This is a genomic window from Candidatus Magnetobacterium casense, from assembly GCF_019173545.1.
Classification (GTDB): Bacteria; Nitrospirota; Thermodesulfovibrionia; order Thermodesulfovibrionales; family Magnetobacteriaceae; genus Magnetobacterium; species Magnetobacterium cryptolimnobacter.
In genome coordinates this window covers 1-16116 of sequence record NZ_JABXWD010000034.1, presented here as the reverse complement: position 1 = coordinate 16116, position 16116 = coordinate 1, and the positions used below count along the sequence as shown (strand labels likewise).

Below are 16116 nucleotides of genomic sequence, written 5' to 3'. Positions count from 1 at the left end.
TCTCACAGTCGCTAACACCTTATGAGAGTATTTTTGAGTTTAAAATAAGAGGGGGGTCTACTTTTTTGAATTGAACGTCATGGAAATATGTAAATCGCTCAGTTTAGGTATTATTTGAGTAGCTGTCTCGCTTTTAGACCTATAGTGCACTACATCATTTTTTGTGAGTTCATCATGATAAAATAACGCTATCAGGCTTGTATCTTTTGTTGTTTTGCCTTGCTTGTTCTTATTATTCCAGTCATTAATAAGTGGAAGAATAGTCTTTATGTGTTTTAATCCCAACTTTTCCTTATGAGCGTTTATGAAATGTATTACACGGCTCCATCCCTTGCCTTTTGGTTTTGTAAAAAGAGTACCCAATGCAGTGATTTGTGCTTTTGGCAAGCCAAGGGAGTCAAAAATACTTTCATCTATTTCTTTACAAGCAGTTCTAAGTAAGGAGATGATTTTCAGTAGTAGTTCTTGCTCACCTTCTAAGAGTTCTTTTTCAAATAAAGCTATGATTTCTTCTGAATAATCGGATAGTAATATTGATACCAAGACTTCATCTCTCCAATGACTTTCAACTTTATCATCTCCAATTGTATCCTCTATAAAATGTTTAACATATTGCTTGTCAGTAAGGATTTTCTCTGATAGCCAGTTCCTGAAAGCTCTGCGTATTGGTAATGCACTTCCTATCTCTTGATAAAAACTATTGGTATCTTCTTTGTGAATAAATGCTCTCTCTATAATTTTATATAGTGCCCATTCTTCGTATATATCGTGACTAATAAAATATCCTCTAACGTTAGAATCATACCTAATAATTTCATCAGATGTTAACACTTTAAGTATTTTATCTTCACAACCCTGAGCACTTACAATAAAATGCCCCTTGTTGGCTCTCTCTCTTGCGATCTCTAAGAAGCATTTTTCTCTTTGCCTGTGAATATTATCTTTTTGATATGATGAATTTAATATTCGCTTCTCCCAGAGGTGCTTCTTAAAATCAAAATTACTTGTAACATCTTTCATTTTATCATAGTTTTGCAGATATTCATTAAGATAAAATGGATTGCGCAAAAGTTCACACAAATTATTGTCTTTAGGAAGATTGAAGTTATAGACTTTGGAAAACTCGGTAAGTTCTTTACTCGTAAAACTTGTAATATTTAAAAATTGAAATTTTATCTTATAAACTTGTATAAATTGATTCTTAAGATCGTCTAAATAGACATACCTTGTTGTAAAAATAATCTTCCATTTGTTTTTATGTATATTATATAGGAATTCTTCAAAGATTTCTTTATTTTCTATATCCAACAACTTCTCGGCAGAATCAATGACTACGTATTTCTCTTCTTCATCTTGATACGCTTCAATGAAATCTGACAATGTAAAATTCCCATAGCATTTAAAAAATTGATTGACATTGGAACTGTTAAATTCTGTAGCCCTGAAAACAAAAAAAGGCTTTTCATCTTTAACATTTCTATAAAAATCTTTTATTAAGGCTGTTTTCCCGACACCAGCTTCACCGCTTAAAGCTGCTATAGAAGATGCTTTTAAGTTTGCTATGAGTTCTTCTATAATCTTTGTCCTATCTATCTTTATTTTAGTGCCATTGAATGTTATTTCTGAATGTACCTGCTCTATGATTGATTCTGTGTGTTGGGATAATGCATTGATAAAATCAATTATACTTTTATCAAAACTGAAAAAGTGCTGTGCTATACGATGGTTATCTTCACAGACGAAAGGAGACTTAAAGAAACCTTCATCCCTCCATTCAACCGATACACCCTTACTTTTTGCATAAGTTTCAATTTCTGTTTTATATTTAGGTCCTGTTCCTGTTGGGTTCTGCCCGAAATCCTTATGGATGTAGAATAATATCTTTGTAAGCTCTGGATGCCTGCTTTTCGCTGCTTCTATAGACGAGATAAAATTATCTTTGTTTGTTGAAAGGGCTGTTTCGTAAAATTTTGCCTGAAAACCAATCCATTCACCATCCTCACAGATTGGGCTTTTTTCTATACCAGCATGATTTTTATAGCCAGCAATGCCGATATTACGATTAAATTCTTTACAGAATAAAAGATAACACAACCATTCAAAGGCAGACTCTTTCTTGTTGAATTTTGCCTTAAAAATATCCCAGTTTGGTTCAATCATGATAAGATAATACCTAAGGAGTTGGCCACGGCTGTCGTTGTCAGCGACTTATGAGAAAAGCCCTTTACGATTATCACCTGGTCTTATTCCTCAAAGACGTCTTTAACGTCGAATTCAAGCCCTTCAATGACCTTAGACCTTACCACTCCCTCACCTTCTGCCAGGGAAAACAACTCGTAGATATCTCCTTCAATGGTAAACACTTCAATGGTTTCAAGCTCCGGGATGACAATCCAATACTCGGGCACTCTGAAATCCTCGTAAATCTTTTTCTTGGTTACGGTGTCTTTACCATGAGAGCCTTTAGATACGATCTCACATACCATGTCGGGCACGCCCCTGATCCAGTCTTGCACGATGGCCATGTTCTCTCTTCTGATAAACAGAATATCAGGTTGTAATCTCTGTTGTCCTTCTTTCAGGATAACGTCAAGGGGGGAATAGAAGACCTTGCCTAATTTGTGTTTTTTTACATATTGGCTTATGATGTCGTTTAGATTCCAACTAATATTCTGATGCATTGCAAACGGGCTAGGCCCCATAACTTCCACCCCATTGATTATTTCAGTCAAGTCTAGATCCCTCTCTAATATTTGTGCTGTCATAAGGCTATTATACCATTAAGGATATGCGATCGTATACATTACGGATACATAATTATGTCTCAAATTGCCGGGATGTCCGTGGCTCCAGCAGATAACACTCCCCCTACCGCAGACCTTACGGTTTGCAATAGCATCCGGTACGTCCAACACCCTATCCTACGGTGCCGGCTTTATCAGCATTGCCAAGGTTAAGGAACCGGCTACTGTTGCAGTTGTCAGCGACTTATAAGAAAAACGCTTTTTTTTGTGTGTTTCTCTCTGTCTTATCCCTTGTTCCAGTTAAGCGACTGTGGTGCAGAGCCGCGTTTTTTGGGAGCAACTTTTTGTCCTCGTCCGGAACCCGTGGAGCTAAACTGACTCAGTACCTTTTCAAGACTTGACGAAAGGTCAGTCAGGTCTGCCGATGCACGCGATATCTGCTCTGCATCAGAGGATGTTTCGTTGGCTGCGGCTGCTATGGATTCTATGTCGGTTGTCATGGTTTCGGTTACGGTGGACATCTCCTCGGTGGCGGAGGCTATTTGTAGTACCATGGTCTGAAGCTCCTGCACACTGCTGACGATGGTTTGCAGTGCCGTGCCGGCCTCCTGGGAGAACCGTGAGCCGGATTCAACGCGCTTGAGACTCTCCTCCATCGATGACACGGCTTTGTCCGTCTCCCGCTGGATGGCGTTTATCATTTCGCTGATTTCGGTGGTGGCCTTGGCCGTTTTTTCGGCGAGCTTCCTGACCTCATCGGCAACAACGGCAAAGCCTCTGCCCTGTTCACCGGCCCTGGCTGCCTCTATGGCGGCGTTTAAGGCCAGCAGGTTTGTCTGGTCGGCTATGTCATTTATGACGCTTACGATGTCGCCGATCTGTTTGGAGCGATCCCCAAGGGTGGTCATCACCTGGGCCAGGTTAGAGACAGTGTTGGATATCTCATCGACCTCGTTGACGGTCTTGATGACAACGTCGGCGCCCTTTTGTGCCGTTGCTAGTGTGTCACTGGCTGAGGCGGCTATCTCTGAGGCGTTCTTGGCTATATCGATAACCGTCTGAGACATCTCCGTCGAAGAGGTGGACAACTGCCCCGCCCGTGATGCCTGGTCATCGACCTTGCGGGTTATCTGCTGCACGGAACTCGATAACACCTCCGAGGCCGACGTCAACTGCCCCGCCGTATCGGATATCTGATCGATAACACCGGCTAACGAGTCCTTCATCCGATTAACCGCACCCATTAGCGTGCCAACCTCATCACGGCTATCCACACGCATGGATTCCACGTGGAGGTTGCCCTCGGATATAGACTCAGCCGTGCCGGCTATAGTAATGATCGGTTGGGTTATCGACCTGTTTAAAAACATGGCTATAGACACACTTGCCAACATAGTCAGTATAACCATAGCGATCATTACTATGATATCCCTGGTCTCCGCAGATTCAGCGGCATTGTGAATCTCCGTGAGCTTGTCCTGGATTGTCTTACCCCTTGCCTGGTCCTTGCTCGCAATTTCAGTTATAAGGCTATTGCTGAGCTCCTCTGCATGGTTTATCTCACTTACGAGGTTTTTCACATTTATAAAGTTTATAACACCGGTTACCAGTATAAGAGAAAACACCACGGCAAACCCCAGATACAACTTGGTCTTAATCTTCATATCATTTAGCATAGTTTACTTACTCCATAAATCTCATGTTTTTTAATAAAGGCCCCACCCCTTAGCTATCACCAAATGAATGAGGCCATTTTGTTGATTATAACACGTATTGCTACTTGAGGTCCGGCTGCCCGATGTCTTTTAGCAGAGTCTTAAACCAATCCACATTTGGATCAAAGGGCTTGCCCCCTTTGATACGCGTAAATTCGATGGCACGCAATACACCGTTTCTCTCTTCATCATGTCCGAGTATCCCCGGTATGCCCGCAACGGCCATCTCCACGGCCAGGTCCGTCATGGACTTTATCAGCATGATGTCATGAATGTTTGGCCGGGCCGCACGGGCATAGTAGCCGCTCTTCTGTACGAGCACCTTGCCGGCTCCGATCATACCTGAGAGGGTGTCGGCGTGCCACTGTCCAACGTTGACCTTGTCCAGTTTCACGTGACCAAAGGCATCGCGTGGAACCTCAAGTCCCTTGGACTCAAGCTCCTTGACTATACCTGCCGCCCCGGCGCCTTCGGATATGAATATCTTGGCGCAGTCGTTTTTTGCCAGCTTGTCCTTGAGAAGGGCGGCCAGCTTGTTCAGGTCAAACTCGACCTCCGGTATGAGTACGGCATCCACCCCGTAGGTGTTGCTTGAGATACCGAAGGAGTCCACAAAGGATATTCTCTTTATCAGTTTGTTGTACTCGTAAGCGGTTCTTGCGGTCAGATAGCCGCAGTTTCTGCCCATAACTTCATGGACTATCAACATCCCGGGGTTTGCCGAGGTTTCACCGACAACGTTTAAGAAGAAGTTTGCCCCGTGTTCTGCCGCCGTGTAGGCTCCAAGGGTTTGCACGATGGGTGAGACGTCGTTGTCCACGGTCTTGGGCAGACCGATGACGGTCAACTCATAGCCGTTTTCGTGCAGGTACTTTGCCAGGTCTGCCGCCGTGAGGCTTGTGTCATCACCACCGATGGTGTGCAGCACCTCTACGCCGAGTTCCTTGAGGTTTTCCGCTGCCACGTGCAGGGGATTCTGGCCCTCCTTGACCAGGCCCTTCTTGACGCAATCCTTGACGTTTGTCAGTTTCACACGGCTATTGCCAAGCGGACTGCCGCCAAACCCATGCAGCAGGTGGGCGTTCTGTCTCACCTCGGGCGTAACCGTTATGAAGCTCTTACGCAGCAGGCCGTCATAGCCGTTGGTAAATCCGATGATCTCCGTCTCCGGTAATATCTCACTGTAACGCTGGATGAGTCCCCCCACCGCTGAACTTAGACATGGCGCCAATCCGCCCGCCGTTAATAGCGCTACTTTTTTAGGCATAAAATGACCTCCTTATTACAATAATTATACAGTATACACATTTAAGTGTACAATAAGCAAAGACTTTTTCTGACAACAAAAAAAATTGGGGGGCAAACCTCCCCCCCACACCGTGCAACGCCTACCACGTAATGACTTTATCGTTGCTTACAACGCTGTCAATAATCTTACCGTAGTCCTTGTCGGTACGCATATCGATGGTAGTAAGCTCTGCGTGTTTCTTCATTTCGTCTATTATGACCTTGCCCGTGTCGTTAAGGTCATGTTTTTGGATCAGTAGTATCTTCATTTTACCTCCGGTTTTTAGTAAGCAAGGATATTGTCATACTCCAGGAGTTTTCTGCCAATTTCCTCTGTTGCGACGTACTGTATGTCGTCGTAGCCCTGGATGTTTGTGCACAGGTTCATGCCCATGTCCTTGATCATTTCGAGGTTCATGGAGTTTTCCTCGTTTTCGACGATCTTTTTGTCCAGGATAAAGACGTCTATAATGTCGTCCATGACGGTTATACCGATGCTCATCCTTAGTGCCTCTCCCTGTCTGTCTCTTACGAGTACTGCTATTTTCTTGGCCATAGTGTTAGTTATCTCCCAGTTGGTTATTGATTGTTAAATGAGGATCACCCGGTCGGCGTCCTGGTTCATTACTGAGTTCTGGTACTGGCTGCCGGCGGTGATGCACGCCGGGATCATACCCTCGGTAACGTCTCTGAGCTTTGCGCTGTGGTCGCACAGGCTCATGCTCACACCGGGCAGGTCCTTCAGCGCCTGGAAGTCTGCATCCTGTGAGTGTCGTATGCCGTCATCCATCATGAAGATGATGACGGTGTGTCCCTTGCCTGCCGCAGCCTTGGTCAGGCCAACGATGTCTTCCTTAAAACCATCCCTCGTTACAAGTAAACCGATAGTCATAATATCTGCCTCCTTTGTTTTGAATATCTAAACCCGTACAAGTGTTATTGCCGCCAGTGGGTCAACCTCCTGGCAAGCACCTGAGAAAACACTGTCATATATTGTTTCATAAACCGATTGAAAAGATAAATCCCTCAGACATTTTTTTGTTCTGCAATTTTTCTTACGGCATGGCGAACATGCAATTGCGGTTCTGAATACACAACCTGAGCAACCATATGGGCCTGTGAGTTTTGGGTCTGTGGGGCCAAAGACGGCAAACACGGGGACATTCAGGGCTGCTGCGATGTGCATGGGGCCGGTGTCATTGGTGATCATGAGGCGTGCCCTGCCGATTATACCGACGATATCCTTTAAGGACGTCTTGCCGGCAAGGTTTATGGCCTTCCCTGCCGAGTGCGCAACTACCACCGCTGCGGCCTCTGCGTCGTCAGCGCTGCCGATGACAACCGAAGAGACAGGCAGTCTTGCGGCCACCTGACCGAACTTCTCCGCCTCCCACTGCTTGGTTTTCCACCGGGCGCCGGGAACGATGACGGCAAAGTCCCTCTGCGCAAGCCCCTCCGGCGGCTCACCCATCGGCAGGGGGAAGGCCACCGAAGGCACCTTGCACCCAAGTGCGGTGGTTGCCACCCTCAGGTATCTGTCAACGGCGTGCAGGTCCCTGCCACCATCTACAAGTTCATTGTAAAACATCCTGCTGCCCTCCCTGGCCTCCTTTAATCCGATCCTGCGTGGGCATCCCGACAACGCAGCGACAAGACCGCTCCTGAAAAGCCCCTGCAGATCAACGACGACACCGAAGCGTTCATCTCTCAGTCCAACTCGTAAGGCGTTGAGTTCTTCAACGGTTTTTGTGATGCGCCAGGGTCTCTTCCATTGGTCCTTGTCTATGGCCCAGAGTCTGTTGATCATCGGATGGCCATCCAGCAGATCGTACAGCCCCCTGGCGATGACCCAGTGGATTTCGGCCTGCGGATACCCCTCACGCAAGGCGCTCAGAAAAGGCAGCGCATGGATGACATCCCCCAGGGAGCTTGGCTTTATGATCAATATCTTCATTGTGTCTATCGGTTTCCCCTGTACTGTTGGCTATTTTATCACGATTGCCGGTTTCTGGTAGCACTCCAGTCCGGCGTGGTCACATCGCTTAAGCACAGTAACAATGCCGTCCTGCGAAAATATAAAAGTGGCTTAAATACTGGCAACCACGGTTGATTGTGGTACTACCCGGTTTCTCCAAAATATCATTAAATACGCTTTCCCTTTAGACCGCTAATATTGTACCACACAAACGGCTGTCAATTCCATCAGGCAATTCGACGGGGAGCATAAATTTTGGGTGGGTAAACAAGATGTCCTTTACGGGGTCAAGGGGACTGGTCCCCTTGCAGGATGAGGGTCTGAGGGAGAAGGACAGAGTCCTTCTCCCTTTTTTTTTATTTTGGCTTGCAACTATTCGCCGGTGAAGAATCCCTTTACCTTATCGGAAAAACGCTTCTGCACTTCCTCTCCGTTGATACTGGCAAGCTCCTCCAGTAATTCCCGCTGCCTCTGTGTGAGCTTCTTTGGGACATCTATGGCGATCCTTACGATCTGGTCTCCCCTGTCGTGTCCGCCAATGCGGGAAAGCCCCTCGCCCCTGAGCCTGAACAACTCACCGGATTGCGTGCCCGAATGTATCTTGATACGCTCACTCCCCCTAAGCGTAGGAATCTCAACCTCACCACCAAGGGCAGCTATCGTATAACTGATCGGAACGTCACAGATGATATGCATCCCCTCTCTCTTGAAGAACTGGTCATCCTGCACACTGATAAATATATACAGGTCCCCTGGAGGCCCACCAAGACTGCCAAGCTCCCCCTCTGCGGACATCTTCAGCTTTGTGTTGCTGTCCACCCCCGCCGGTATCTTGACCGACACCGAACGAGTCCTCTTGATCCTGCCAACCCCACGACACTGATTGCACGGTTCAACGATGATCGTGCCTGCACCGTTGCACCGGCTGCACGTCTTGCTTATGGCAAAGAATCCCTGCTGAAAACGCATCTGCCCTGCCCCGTTACACACCGTACAGGTAACAGGCTTCTTGCCGTCGGCACTGCCGGTACCAGAACACGTCTGGCATGACTCGTGTCGCGGGATGTTTATAGTCTTCTCCGTACCAAAAGCAGCCTCCTTCAGAGACAACTCCATGTCGTAACGCAGGTCAGACCCACGCGTGGCACGCTGTCTGCGTTGTCCCCCGCCAGTTGCACTTCTGAAGATGTCACCAAAGAAGTCATCAAAGATATCCGTAAAACCACCGGCAGCAGAAAATCCGCCAAAATCCATACCGCCGCCATCAGCCGTACCAAACCTGTCGTAGTTGGCACGCTTGTTGGGGTCACTCAGGCACGAGTAGGCCTCGTTGATCTCCTTAAACTTCTCCTCCGACGCCTTATCACCGGAATTTCTGTCGGGATGAAACTTTAGGGCCAGTTGCCTGAATGCCTTTTTTAGTTCATCGGGGGTGGCATTTTTGCCAACCCCCAAGATATCGTAGTAATCTTTCATGGCTTAACGCTTTTTACCTCTGAGGCCACTTCATTTATCCTTCTTTTTATCAACGTCTTCAAATTCGGCTTCAACGACGTCTTCATCAGGTTTGGCCTCTTGCTTGAGATCACTTTCGGCGCCATCTGCCCCTTTGGCCGAGGCGTCCTTGTATATGTGTTCGGCAAACTTGTGAGAGGCCGTCGTCAGTACCTCTATGGCAGACTTTAACTCTTGTGGGTCGGATGTCTTGTCCTTGAGGTCCTTGCACCTGCTGAGGGCGCTTTCCACTTCGCTCTTTTCGGAATCGGAGAGCTTGCTACCGTACTCTTTCAAGGACTTCTCCACCGAATAGACCAGCGTATCGGCCTCGTTTTTGGCCTCTGCCAGTTCCTTCTTTCTCTTATCTTCCTCACCGTGCGACTCGGCCTCCCGGATCATCTTTTTGATCTCGGCCTCCGTCAATCCGCTTGAAGCGGTTATCCTGATAGACTGCTCCGTGCCGGTGCCAAGGTCCTTGGCAGAGACGTGCAGGATGCCGTTTGCATCGATGTCAAATGTCACCTCTATCTGGGGTATTCCACGCTGTGCCGGCGGGATGCCAAGCAGCTCAAAGTTTCCCAGGAGTTTGTTGTCTGAGGCCATTTCACGCTCACCCTGAAAGACCTTTATCGTGACGGCCGGTTGGTTGTCCGTGGCCGTTGAAAATACCTGCGATTTCTTTGTCGGGATTGTAGTGTTTCGCTCTATTAGCTTGGTGAAGATACCACCGAGGGTCTCAATGCCCAGCGACAGGGGCGTTACATCCAGCAGCAGTACCTCTTTGACGTCTCCCTTGAGGACGGCAGCCTGTATGGCGGCTCCAACGGCCACAACTTCGTCAGGGTTTACAGTTTTATTAGGCTCCTTGTTAAAGAAGCTCTGGACGGTCTGATGTACCTTTGGCGACCTCGTAGAACCACCCACCAGCAACACCTCGTGGATATCAGAGGTTGACAGTCCTGCATCCTTTAGGGCCAACCTGCAAGGGTCGATGCTGTTCCTGATAAGATCGTCTGTGAGCTGTTCAAACTTTGCCCTGGAGAGCTTGACAAGCAAGTGCTTTGGGCCTGCGGCATCGGCCGTGACAAAGGGCAGGTTGATCTCCGTTTCGGCAGCGCTTGAGAGTTCTATCTTTGCCCTCTCTGCGGCCTCCTTCAACCTCTGCAGGGCCATCTTGTCATTTTTGAGGTCTATACCCTGCTCCTTTCTGAACTCCTCCACCAGCCAGTCCATTATTCTGATGTCGAAGTCGTCCCCTCCGAGGTAGGTATCCCCATTGGTAGACTTGACCTCGATGACACCCTCACCAATCTCAAGGATGGAGATGTCAAAGGTACCGCCTCCGAGGTCATAGACGGCGACCTTTTCTTCCTTCTTTTTATCAATGCCGTAGGCCAGCGATGCTGCCGTTGGCTCGTTAATGATCCTCAGTACGTTGAGGCCGGCTATTTTTCCGGCGTCCTTTGTGGCCTGTCTCTGACTGTCATCGAAGTAGGCCGGCACGGTGATCACGGCCTCGGTGACAGGCTCTCCGAGGAAGTCTTCTGCGGCCTGCTTGAGTTTTTGCAGGATCATGGCCGAAATCTCCGGCGGGGAATAGCGTTTGCCCCGACACTCAACGTGGGCATCACTGTTAGCGGCCTCTGCTATCTTGTAAGGTAGTCTCTTTTTGGCATCCTGTACCTCTCTGGAATCAAACTTCCTGCCCATCAGTCTTTTGACGGAAAAAACCGTATTCTCAGGGTTTGTTATTGCCTGTCTCTTGGCTATCTGTCCAACGAGTCTCTCACCCTTATCCGTAAAGGCAACAACCGATGGTGTAGTCCTGCTGCCTTCCTGATTGGGTATAACAACGGGTTCCCCCCCCTGCACAACAGCCACACAAGAATTAGTCGTTCCAAGGTCAATGCCTATTGCCTTACCCATTTTCTTCCTCCTTCTTTATCTCTGTGTTGATCGACTTAATCATCTTTTTGGTTATCATTGTCAAAGACCTTTCATTATGTCTATGGTTCAGGCTTTTTTGGAGACCTTCACCAGCGAGGCCCTCAACACCCGTTCCTTAAACATATATCCCTTTCTGAACTCCTCCAGCACCGTTCTGTCGTCCACGTTGTTGTTTTCGGTCTCTGCCATGGCCTCGTGGAAGGCGGGGTCAAAGGGTTTGCCCTTTGCCTCGATTTCAACCACGCCGTATCGGCTGAGGGCCTTTTTGAACTCCTTGAGGGTCAGCTCCACCCCTGTGGACAACGATGCAGCCGTGGAGTTTGAGGCGTGGCTCAATGCCGCCTCGAGGTTGTCTATAACCGGCAAGAGATCACCCACCAGAGGCTCCATGCCATACTTCAGGATATCCTCTTTTTCCCTCTGCACGCGCTTTTTATAATTATCAAACTCCGCGTAAAGTCTCATATACTTATCTTTTGTTTCGGCCATCTGTTCCTTTATCTTTTCCAGTTCAGCCGTATCGGGTTGTCCTTCTGGCTGCCCCTGCTCGACCACCACGACATCAACGACCTCTGGTGGCGTAACGGCGTTATCTCCTTGTACGTTATCTCTCTGTTGTTCATTGATATTGTGTTCGTCCATGTTTGTATCCACACTCCTGTCATCTGCCCTGCAAGTGATTGGAAAGAAACCTGGCAGAAGTATCAACAATTGAGATGGCGTTTGCATAGTCCATTCTCTGTGGACCTATGAGGCCAAGCACACCGAAGGGCCTGCCCTTGTCACAAAAAGTTGACGCCACCAGGCTTAACTCCTCGGTATCGAGGAAGGACTCGGTGCCTATGTAGACCTGCACGCCCTCACTTTCCATCATCTTATCGAGCAGGTTTATGATTTTTTGTTTATCGTCAACCGCCTTTGAAAGTTCCTTTATCTTCTGTATATCGCAGAAATCCGGCAAGTCTATGAGGGCGCTTATGCCCGATATAAAGACGTCCAGATTACAGGGGTATATAGCATTCTTGCACAGATTAAGCGCCACCGCTATGAGGTCATCCCTCATGGCCATCTCCTGGTAGACGATGTCAAGGAGGGCATTGCGTATATCGCCCAACGTGCAGCCTTTGAACTGTGAGTTCAGATATGCGGCCATCTGTCTGAGGTCGCCCTGCGTCAGGCCGTCCCTGCTTTCAACCGTCTTATGCTTGACAACCCCTTCTTCGGTCAGCAACAAGACAACGACGACGTTGTCCCTGAGGACGGAGAAGTCTATTTTTTTCAGGATGCATTTTTCCATCGTAGAAGACAGGGTCACGACCAGGTAGCGCGAGTACTCGGAAAGCATCCGGGTAACGGAGTCGAGCAGGTCGTTGAGGTCTCCCATAGAGCAGAGGTTTTGGGTAGCAAGCAGTGCAAGCAGGTCGTCGTTGGCATTGACGCTGCAGGCACGTAGTTCCTCCACGAACAGTCTGTAGCCCTTATCGGTTGGCATCCTTCCGGAGGATGTGTGCGGCTGGCTGAGATAACCCATCTCTTCCAGATCTGACATGGTGTTTCTGATCGTGGCAGGGGATATACCCAAGCCGTACTTTTTGCTTATGTACCTCGAGCCCACCGGAGCTGCCGACTGTATATAGCTCTGTATGACGGCTATCAGTATCTTTTTCGTTCTCTCATCCATTTTACCAATTTACCAGTTATTTTAACATAAATGTGCCGTTAAAATCCCTATTGTCAAAACCCCTTAATATTTTACCAATCAGCGTGTCAAATAATATGGGGGGGCCAATACAGCCCCCCCTCGTGTTGACAAGCGTAAAAGTGATTTTAGTACATATCTCCCATGCCGCCCATGCCTGGATGTCCTCCACCGTGTGGCATCTTTTCTTCTTTATCCGGCAGTTCTGTGATCATCACTGCGGTTGTTAGCATCAGGGCCGACACCGATGCGGCGTTCTGCAGGGCGCACCTGGTGACCTTTGTGGGGTCGATTATACCGGACTGGATCATATCGACAAAGACCTCGTTTTGTGCGTCGAAGCCATAGTTGACCTCGTTGGAGGCCTTTACCTTCTCTATGACGGTGGCGCTTTCCAGGCCTGTGTTGTATACGATCTGCCTGATAGGCTCTTCGAGTGCCTTCTTGACGATGTTGGCACCGATCTTGAGGTCGCCTTCGAGGTTGAGATCATCGATGGCCGAGATGCAGCGCAAGAGTGCCACGCCGCCACCGGGGACGATACCCTCTTCAACGGCTGCCCTTGTGGCGTGGAGGGCGTCTTCTACCCTGGCCTTTTTCTCTTTCATTTCGGTCTCTGTTGCAGCACCGACGTTTATGACCGCCACGCCGCCAACCAGTTTGGCAAGCCTCTCCTGGAGCTTCTCTCTATCGTAATCGGAGGTGGTCTCCTCGATCTGTGTCTTTATCTGCTTGACCCTGCCCTGAATCTTGGCGGTATCGCCTCCGCCATCTATGATGGTCGTGTTGTCCTTGTCAACGGTGACCTTCTTTGCCCTTCCGAGGTCTATCATCTTGACGTTTTCGAGCTTCATGCCCAGGTCGTCAGAGATAACGGTGCCACCGGTCAGTACTGCTATGTCCTCAAGCATGGCCTTTCTTCTTTCGCCAAAGCCCGGGGCCTTTACGGCGCTGACGTGCAGCGTTCCGCGCAGCTTGTTGACCACGAGGGTGGCAAGGGCCTCGCCCTCGATGTCCTCGGCGATTATCATGAGGGGTTTACCCATCTTTGCGATCTGCTCCAACAGTGGCAGGAGGTCTTTCATGCTGGAAACCTTCTTGTCGTGCAGCAGGATGTATGCATCCTCCTGGACGCACTCCATCCGCTCGGAGTCGGTGACGAAGTACGGCGAGATGTATCCCCTGTCAAACTGCATTCCCTCGACGACCTCCAGGGAGGTGACCATGCTCTTGGCCTCTTCGACGGTGATGACGCCATCCTTGCCGACCTTGTCCATGGCTTCGGCTATGAGGTTGCCCACGGAGGGGTCGTTGTTGGCCGAAATTGTGCCAACCTGTGCGATCTCTTTCTTATCGGCGACGGGCTTGCTCAGGCTCTTGAGTTTGGCAACGACGGCTTCGACGGCCTTTTCGATGCCCCGCTTGAGGTCCATAGAGTTTGCGCCTGCTACGACGTTCTTGATACCTTCTCTATAGATGGCATGTCCCAGGACCGTGGCGGTCGTGGTGCCATCTCCGGCGATGTCAGAGGTCTTGGAGGCGACTTCCTTGAGGAGCTGTGCGCCCATGTTCTGGTAGGGGTCTTTTAGCTCTATTTCTTTTGCCACCGTGACGCCGTCTTTGGTGATCGTGGGGGAGCCAAATTTCTTGTCGATGATAACATTTCTGCCCTTAGGGCCAAGGGTTGCCTTGACGGCGTTGTTTAGAATCGATATCCCCTCTAATATTTCCCTACGTGCGGCCTCATCAAAGGCCAGTTGTTTTGCAGCCATTTATATCCTCCTTTTATTGCCAGTGCGGCTCGCACTTTATTCAATAATTCCTAGAATGTCTTCTTCTTTGACGATCAGATAATCCGTACCGTCGATATTAACCTTTGAGCCTGAGTACTTGTCAAACAGGACTTCATCACCGACCTTGAGTTCCTTGACTTCCGAGCCAACGGCCTCGACCTTTCCCCTTTGTGGTTTTTCCTTGGCTGTATCGGGGACGTAGAGTCCGCCGGCAGTCATGGCCATTTCTTCCTTGTAACTGACAAACACACGTTCTTTCAGAGGTTTGAACTTCATAGACTTTATCTCCTTTCGATTTACTGTTGTTAGCACTCACCATCAACGAGTGCTGATAGTAATTTGACACATCCGTCACATCTTATGCAACGTCCATTTTGACCGGATAAATGGTGGATTACTGGCGTAAACTAAAATATTAGGCTTTTATCTGCTGATATCGTATTATTACACAATTATCTCTGTTAAATCACCAAGGACAAAAAAAGAGGAGCATCTGCCCCTAATATAATAATGCTCCCTTTTTTTACGCAACACACAGCCATCATAGTTGTCTACTGCTCTGATAGTGCTTGTTTCATCTCTTCTTTGACTATCTTCCTCACGCCCACTCCTATTTGGGCTGCAAAATCTGTCAGAGCCTCCTTCAGGTAATCCTTCGTCACCATTTCTCTCTCAATCTTGTCGAACCGCTCATCGACCTTAGCAAACCGCTCATCGACCTTGTCGAACCGTTCATCGACCTTGTCGAACCGTTCATCGACCTTGTCGAACCGTTCATCGACCTTGTCGAACCGTTCATCGACCTTGTCGAACCTTAATTCGACTTCTCTTTTGAAATCCCCAAACTCCTTGCTTAACTGAAAAAACAACAACGTCAAGTTGTCCGGCGCTTGCATAGACATCTCTTTCAAGGTATCCAAGATAAGTTGTTTGATAGTGCTTGTCATCTCCGGCGATAAAGTCTCTGTTCCCATACTTGTTAATCCTCCTTTTTTGATATAGTATAGCACAATCAATCACATTCAGGCAAAACGCTCTAATGTCTCATATCTCTTTATAGTTGCCACTTTTAAAATCCCTGAGCCCCCTCGGAGATGACTCTCTGTCTGCCGGGCGTTGCATCTTGTTCAAATTGCCTGTCCCAAATCTCGGCGTCGAGTTCTTCAAACCAGTTCCTCAGCTTTGCAAAATCGTCTTCCGATAGGTCTGTTATTGCCCTTTCGATCTCTTGCAACGTCATCATTTCTCACCTCAAACGTTCGTTTTAAGGATTCCCAATAACTTTCCTGATGAAATTATCGGCAGCCTTAAGGGCATCCTTCACTACCGCCACACCTGACAGTAACCCTCGATAGTAGCCTGCTATATGCAAGGTATCGTAGAGCAGGTCAAACTCTCTGACGAGGTTACCATTGTGTACAGACAGATGCTTCTGTAGAGCCGCCATATATCCTTAAAA

18 protein-coding genes are annotated in these 16116 nt (G+C 48.2%); 1 reads left to right on the top strand and 17 read right to left on the bottom strand.

Annotation, left to right across the window (positions count from 1 at the left end):
• Positions 1–57 precede the first annotated feature (57 nt).
• The gene (locus tag HWQ67_RS03295; RefSeq protein ID WP_218251221.1) at positions 58–2160 is read right to left on the bottom strand and encodes an ATP-binding protein; all 2103 of its coding nucleotides are present in this window, start codon (positions 2158–2160) and stop codon (positions 58–60) included.
• 83 nt (positions 2161–2243) lie between these two features.
• A complete protein-coding gene (locus HWQ67_RS03290) occupies positions 2244–2732 on the bottom strand; it encodes a Uma2 family endonuclease (RefSeq protein ID WP_218251220.1) in 489 nt (162 codons plus the stop codon).
• A 97-nt stretch (positions 2733–2829) separates the two neighbouring features.
• Between HWQ67_RS03290 and HWQ67_RS03285 the strand changes: the two genes are divergently transcribed.
• Positions 2830–2994 (top strand): hypothetical protein, encoded by a 165-nt coding sequence (locus HWQ67_RS03285; RefSeq protein ID WP_218251219.1) that lies wholly within the window; start codon positions 2830–2832, stop codon positions 2992–2994.
• A gap of 34 nt (positions 2995–3028) precedes the next feature.
• Here HWQ67_RS03285 and HWQ67_RS03280 read toward each other — a convergent pair whose 3' ends face one another.
• The 15 genes from HWQ67_RS03280 to HWQ67_RS03210 form a co-directional block, all read right to left on the bottom strand.
• Positions 3029–4408: a methyl-accepting chemotaxis protein gene (locus HWQ67_RS03280; RefSeq protein ID WP_255317089.1), complete on the bottom strand. Its 1380-nt coding sequence runs from the start codon at positions 4406–4408 to the stop codon at positions 3029–3031.
• A 112-nt stretch (positions 4409–4520) separates the two neighbouring features.
• Complete coding sequence (locus HWQ67_RS03275) at positions 4521–5726, bottom strand: pyrophosphate--fructose-6-phosphate 1-phosphotransferase (protein WP_218251218.1); 1206 nt, start codon at positions 5724–5726, stop codon at positions 4521–4523.
• Positions 5727–5847: 121 nt separating this feature from the next.
• Entirely contained in the window at positions 5848–6015 is a 168-nt protein-coding gene (locus HWQ67_RS03270; RefSeq protein WP_218251217.1) for a hypothetical protein, read from the bottom strand.
• A 14-nt stretch (positions 6016–6029) separates the two neighbouring features.
• The gene (locus tag HWQ67_RS03265; RefSeq protein WP_218251216.1) at positions 6030–6302 is read right to left on the bottom strand and encodes a hypothetical protein; all 273 of its coding nucleotides are present in this window, start codon (positions 6300–6302) and stop codon (positions 6030–6032) included.
• A 33-nt stretch (positions 6303–6335) separates the two neighbouring features.
• A complete protein-coding gene (locus HWQ67_RS03260) occupies positions 6336–6638 on the bottom strand; it encodes a hypothetical protein (RefSeq protein ID WP_218251215.1) in 303 nt (100 codons plus the stop codon).
• Between the two features lie 27 nt (positions 6639–6665).
• On the bottom strand, positions 6666–7700 hold the full coding sequence (gene waaF / locus HWQ67_RS03255; protein WP_218251214.1) for a lipopolysaccharide heptosyltransferase II: 1035 nt from the start codon (positions 7698–7700) through the stop codon (positions 6666–6668).
• A gap of 393 nt (positions 7701–8093) precedes the next feature.
• On the bottom strand, positions 8094–9197 hold the full coding sequence (gene dnaJ, locus HWQ67_RS03250) for a molecular chaperone DnaJ (protein ID WP_218251213.1): 1104 nt from the start codon (positions 9195–9197) through the stop codon (positions 8094–8096).
• Positions 9198–9227: 30 nt separating this feature from the next.
• Complete coding sequence (gene dnaK / locus HWQ67_RS03245; protein WP_218251212.1) at positions 9228–11144, bottom strand: molecular chaperone DnaK; 1917 nt, start codon at positions 11142–11144, stop codon at positions 9228–9230.
• Between the two features lie 87 nt (positions 11145–11231).
• On the bottom strand, positions 11232–11807 hold the full coding sequence (grpE, locus tag HWQ67_RS03240) for a nucleotide exchange factor GrpE (protein ID WP_218251211.1): 576 nt from the start codon (positions 11805–11807) through the stop codon (positions 11232–11234).
• A 19-nt stretch (positions 11808–11826) separates the two neighbouring features.
• The gene (gene hrcA, locus HWQ67_RS03235; protein WP_218251210.1) at positions 11827–12846 is read right to left on the bottom strand and encodes a heat-inducible transcriptional repressor HrcA; all 1020 of its coding nucleotides are present in this window, start codon (positions 12844–12846) and stop codon (positions 11827–11829) included.
• A 146-nt stretch (positions 12847–12992) separates the two neighbouring features.
• On the bottom strand, positions 12993–14636 hold the full coding sequence (gene groL, locus HWQ67_RS03230; RefSeq protein ID WP_218251209.1) for a chaperonin GroEL: 1644 nt from the start codon (positions 14634–14636) through the stop codon (positions 12993–12995).
• Positions 14637–14672: 36 nt separating this feature from the next.
• Positions 14673–14933 carry a co-chaperone GroES gene (locus tag HWQ67_RS03225; protein WP_040335169.1) on the bottom strand — a complete coding sequence of 87 codons (261 nt, stop codon included), beginning with the start codon at positions 14931–14933 and terminating at the stop codon, positions 14673–14675.
• A gap of 275 nt (positions 14934–15208) precedes the next feature.
• Positions 15209–15631 (bottom strand): hypothetical protein, encoded by a 423-nt coding sequence (locus HWQ67_RS03220; RefSeq protein WP_218251208.1) that lies wholly within the window; start codon positions 15629–15631, stop codon positions 15209–15211.
• Between the two features lie 95 nt (positions 15632–15726).
• Positions 15727–15900 (bottom strand): hypothetical protein, encoded by a 174-nt coding sequence (locus HWQ67_RS03215; protein WP_218251207.1) that lies wholly within the window; start codon positions 15898–15900, stop codon positions 15727–15729.
• A gap of 21 nt (positions 15901–15921) precedes the next feature.
• A complete protein-coding gene (locus HWQ67_RS03210; protein WP_255317088.1) occupies positions 15922–16104 on the bottom strand; it encodes a DUF5618 family protein in 183 nt (60 codons plus the stop codon).
• Positions 16105–16116 lie beyond the last annotated feature (12 nt).

Coding starts and splice junctions, on each gene's coding strand:
- HWQ67_RS03210 (WP_255317088.1), bottom strand. CDS start 16,104: ATGGCGGCTCTACAGAAGCATCTGTCTGTACACAATGGTAACCTCGTC.
- HWQ67_RS03275 (WP_218251218.1), bottom strand. CDS start 5,726: ATGCCTAAAAAAGTAGCGCTATTAACGGCGGGCGGATTGGCGCCATGT.
- HWQ67_RS03260 (WP_218251215.1), bottom strand. CDS start 6,638: ATGACTATCGGTTTACTTGTAACGAGGGATGGTTTTAAGGAAGACATC.
- waaF (WP_218251214.1), bottom strand. CDS start 7,700: ATGAAGATATTGATCATAAAGCCAAGCTCCCTGGGGGATGTCATCCAT.
- HWQ67_RS03265 (WP_218251216.1), bottom strand. CDS start 6,302: ATGGCCAAGAAAATAGCAGTACTCGTAAGAGACAGACAGGGAGAGGCA.
- HWQ67_RS03295 (WP_218251221.1), bottom strand. CDS start 2,160: ATGATTGAACCAAACTGGGATATTTTTAAGGCAAAATTCAACAAGAAA.
- grpE (WP_218251211.1), bottom strand. CDS start 11,807: ATGGACGAACACAATATCAATGAACAACAGAGAGATAACGTACAAGGA.
- groL (WP_218251209.1), bottom strand. CDS start 14,636: ATGGCTGCAAAACAACTGGCCTTTGATGAGGCCGCACGTAGGGAAATA.
- HWQ67_RS03280 (WP_255317089.1), bottom strand. CDS start 4,408: ATGAAGATTAAGACCAAGTTGTATCTGGGGTTTGCCGTGGTGTTTTCT.
- hrcA (WP_218251210.1), bottom strand. CDS start 12,846: ATGGATGAGAGAACGAAAAAGATACTGATAGCCGTCATACAGAGCTAT.
- HWQ67_RS03270 (WP_218251217.1), bottom strand. CDS start 6,015: ATGAAGATACTACTGATCCAAAAACATGACCTTAACGACACGGGCAAG.
- HWQ67_RS03215 (WP_218251207.1), bottom strand. CDS start 15,900: ATGATGACGTTGCAAGAGATCGAAAGGGCAATAACAGACCTATCGGAA.
- HWQ67_RS03225 (WP_040335169.1), bottom strand. CDS start 14,933: ATGAAGTTCAAACCTCTGAAAGAACGTGTGTTTGTCAGTTACAAGGAA.
- dnaK (WP_218251212.1), bottom strand. CDS start 11,144: ATGGGTAAGGCAATAGGCATTGACCTTGGAACGACTAATTCTTGTGTG.
- dnaJ (WP_218251213.1), bottom strand. CDS start 9,197: ATGAAAGATTACTACGATATCTTGGGGGTTGGCAAAAATGCCACCCCC.
- HWQ67_RS03220 (WP_218251208.1), bottom strand. CDS start 15,631: ATGGGAACAGAGACTTTATCGCCGGAGATGACAAGCACTATCAAACAA.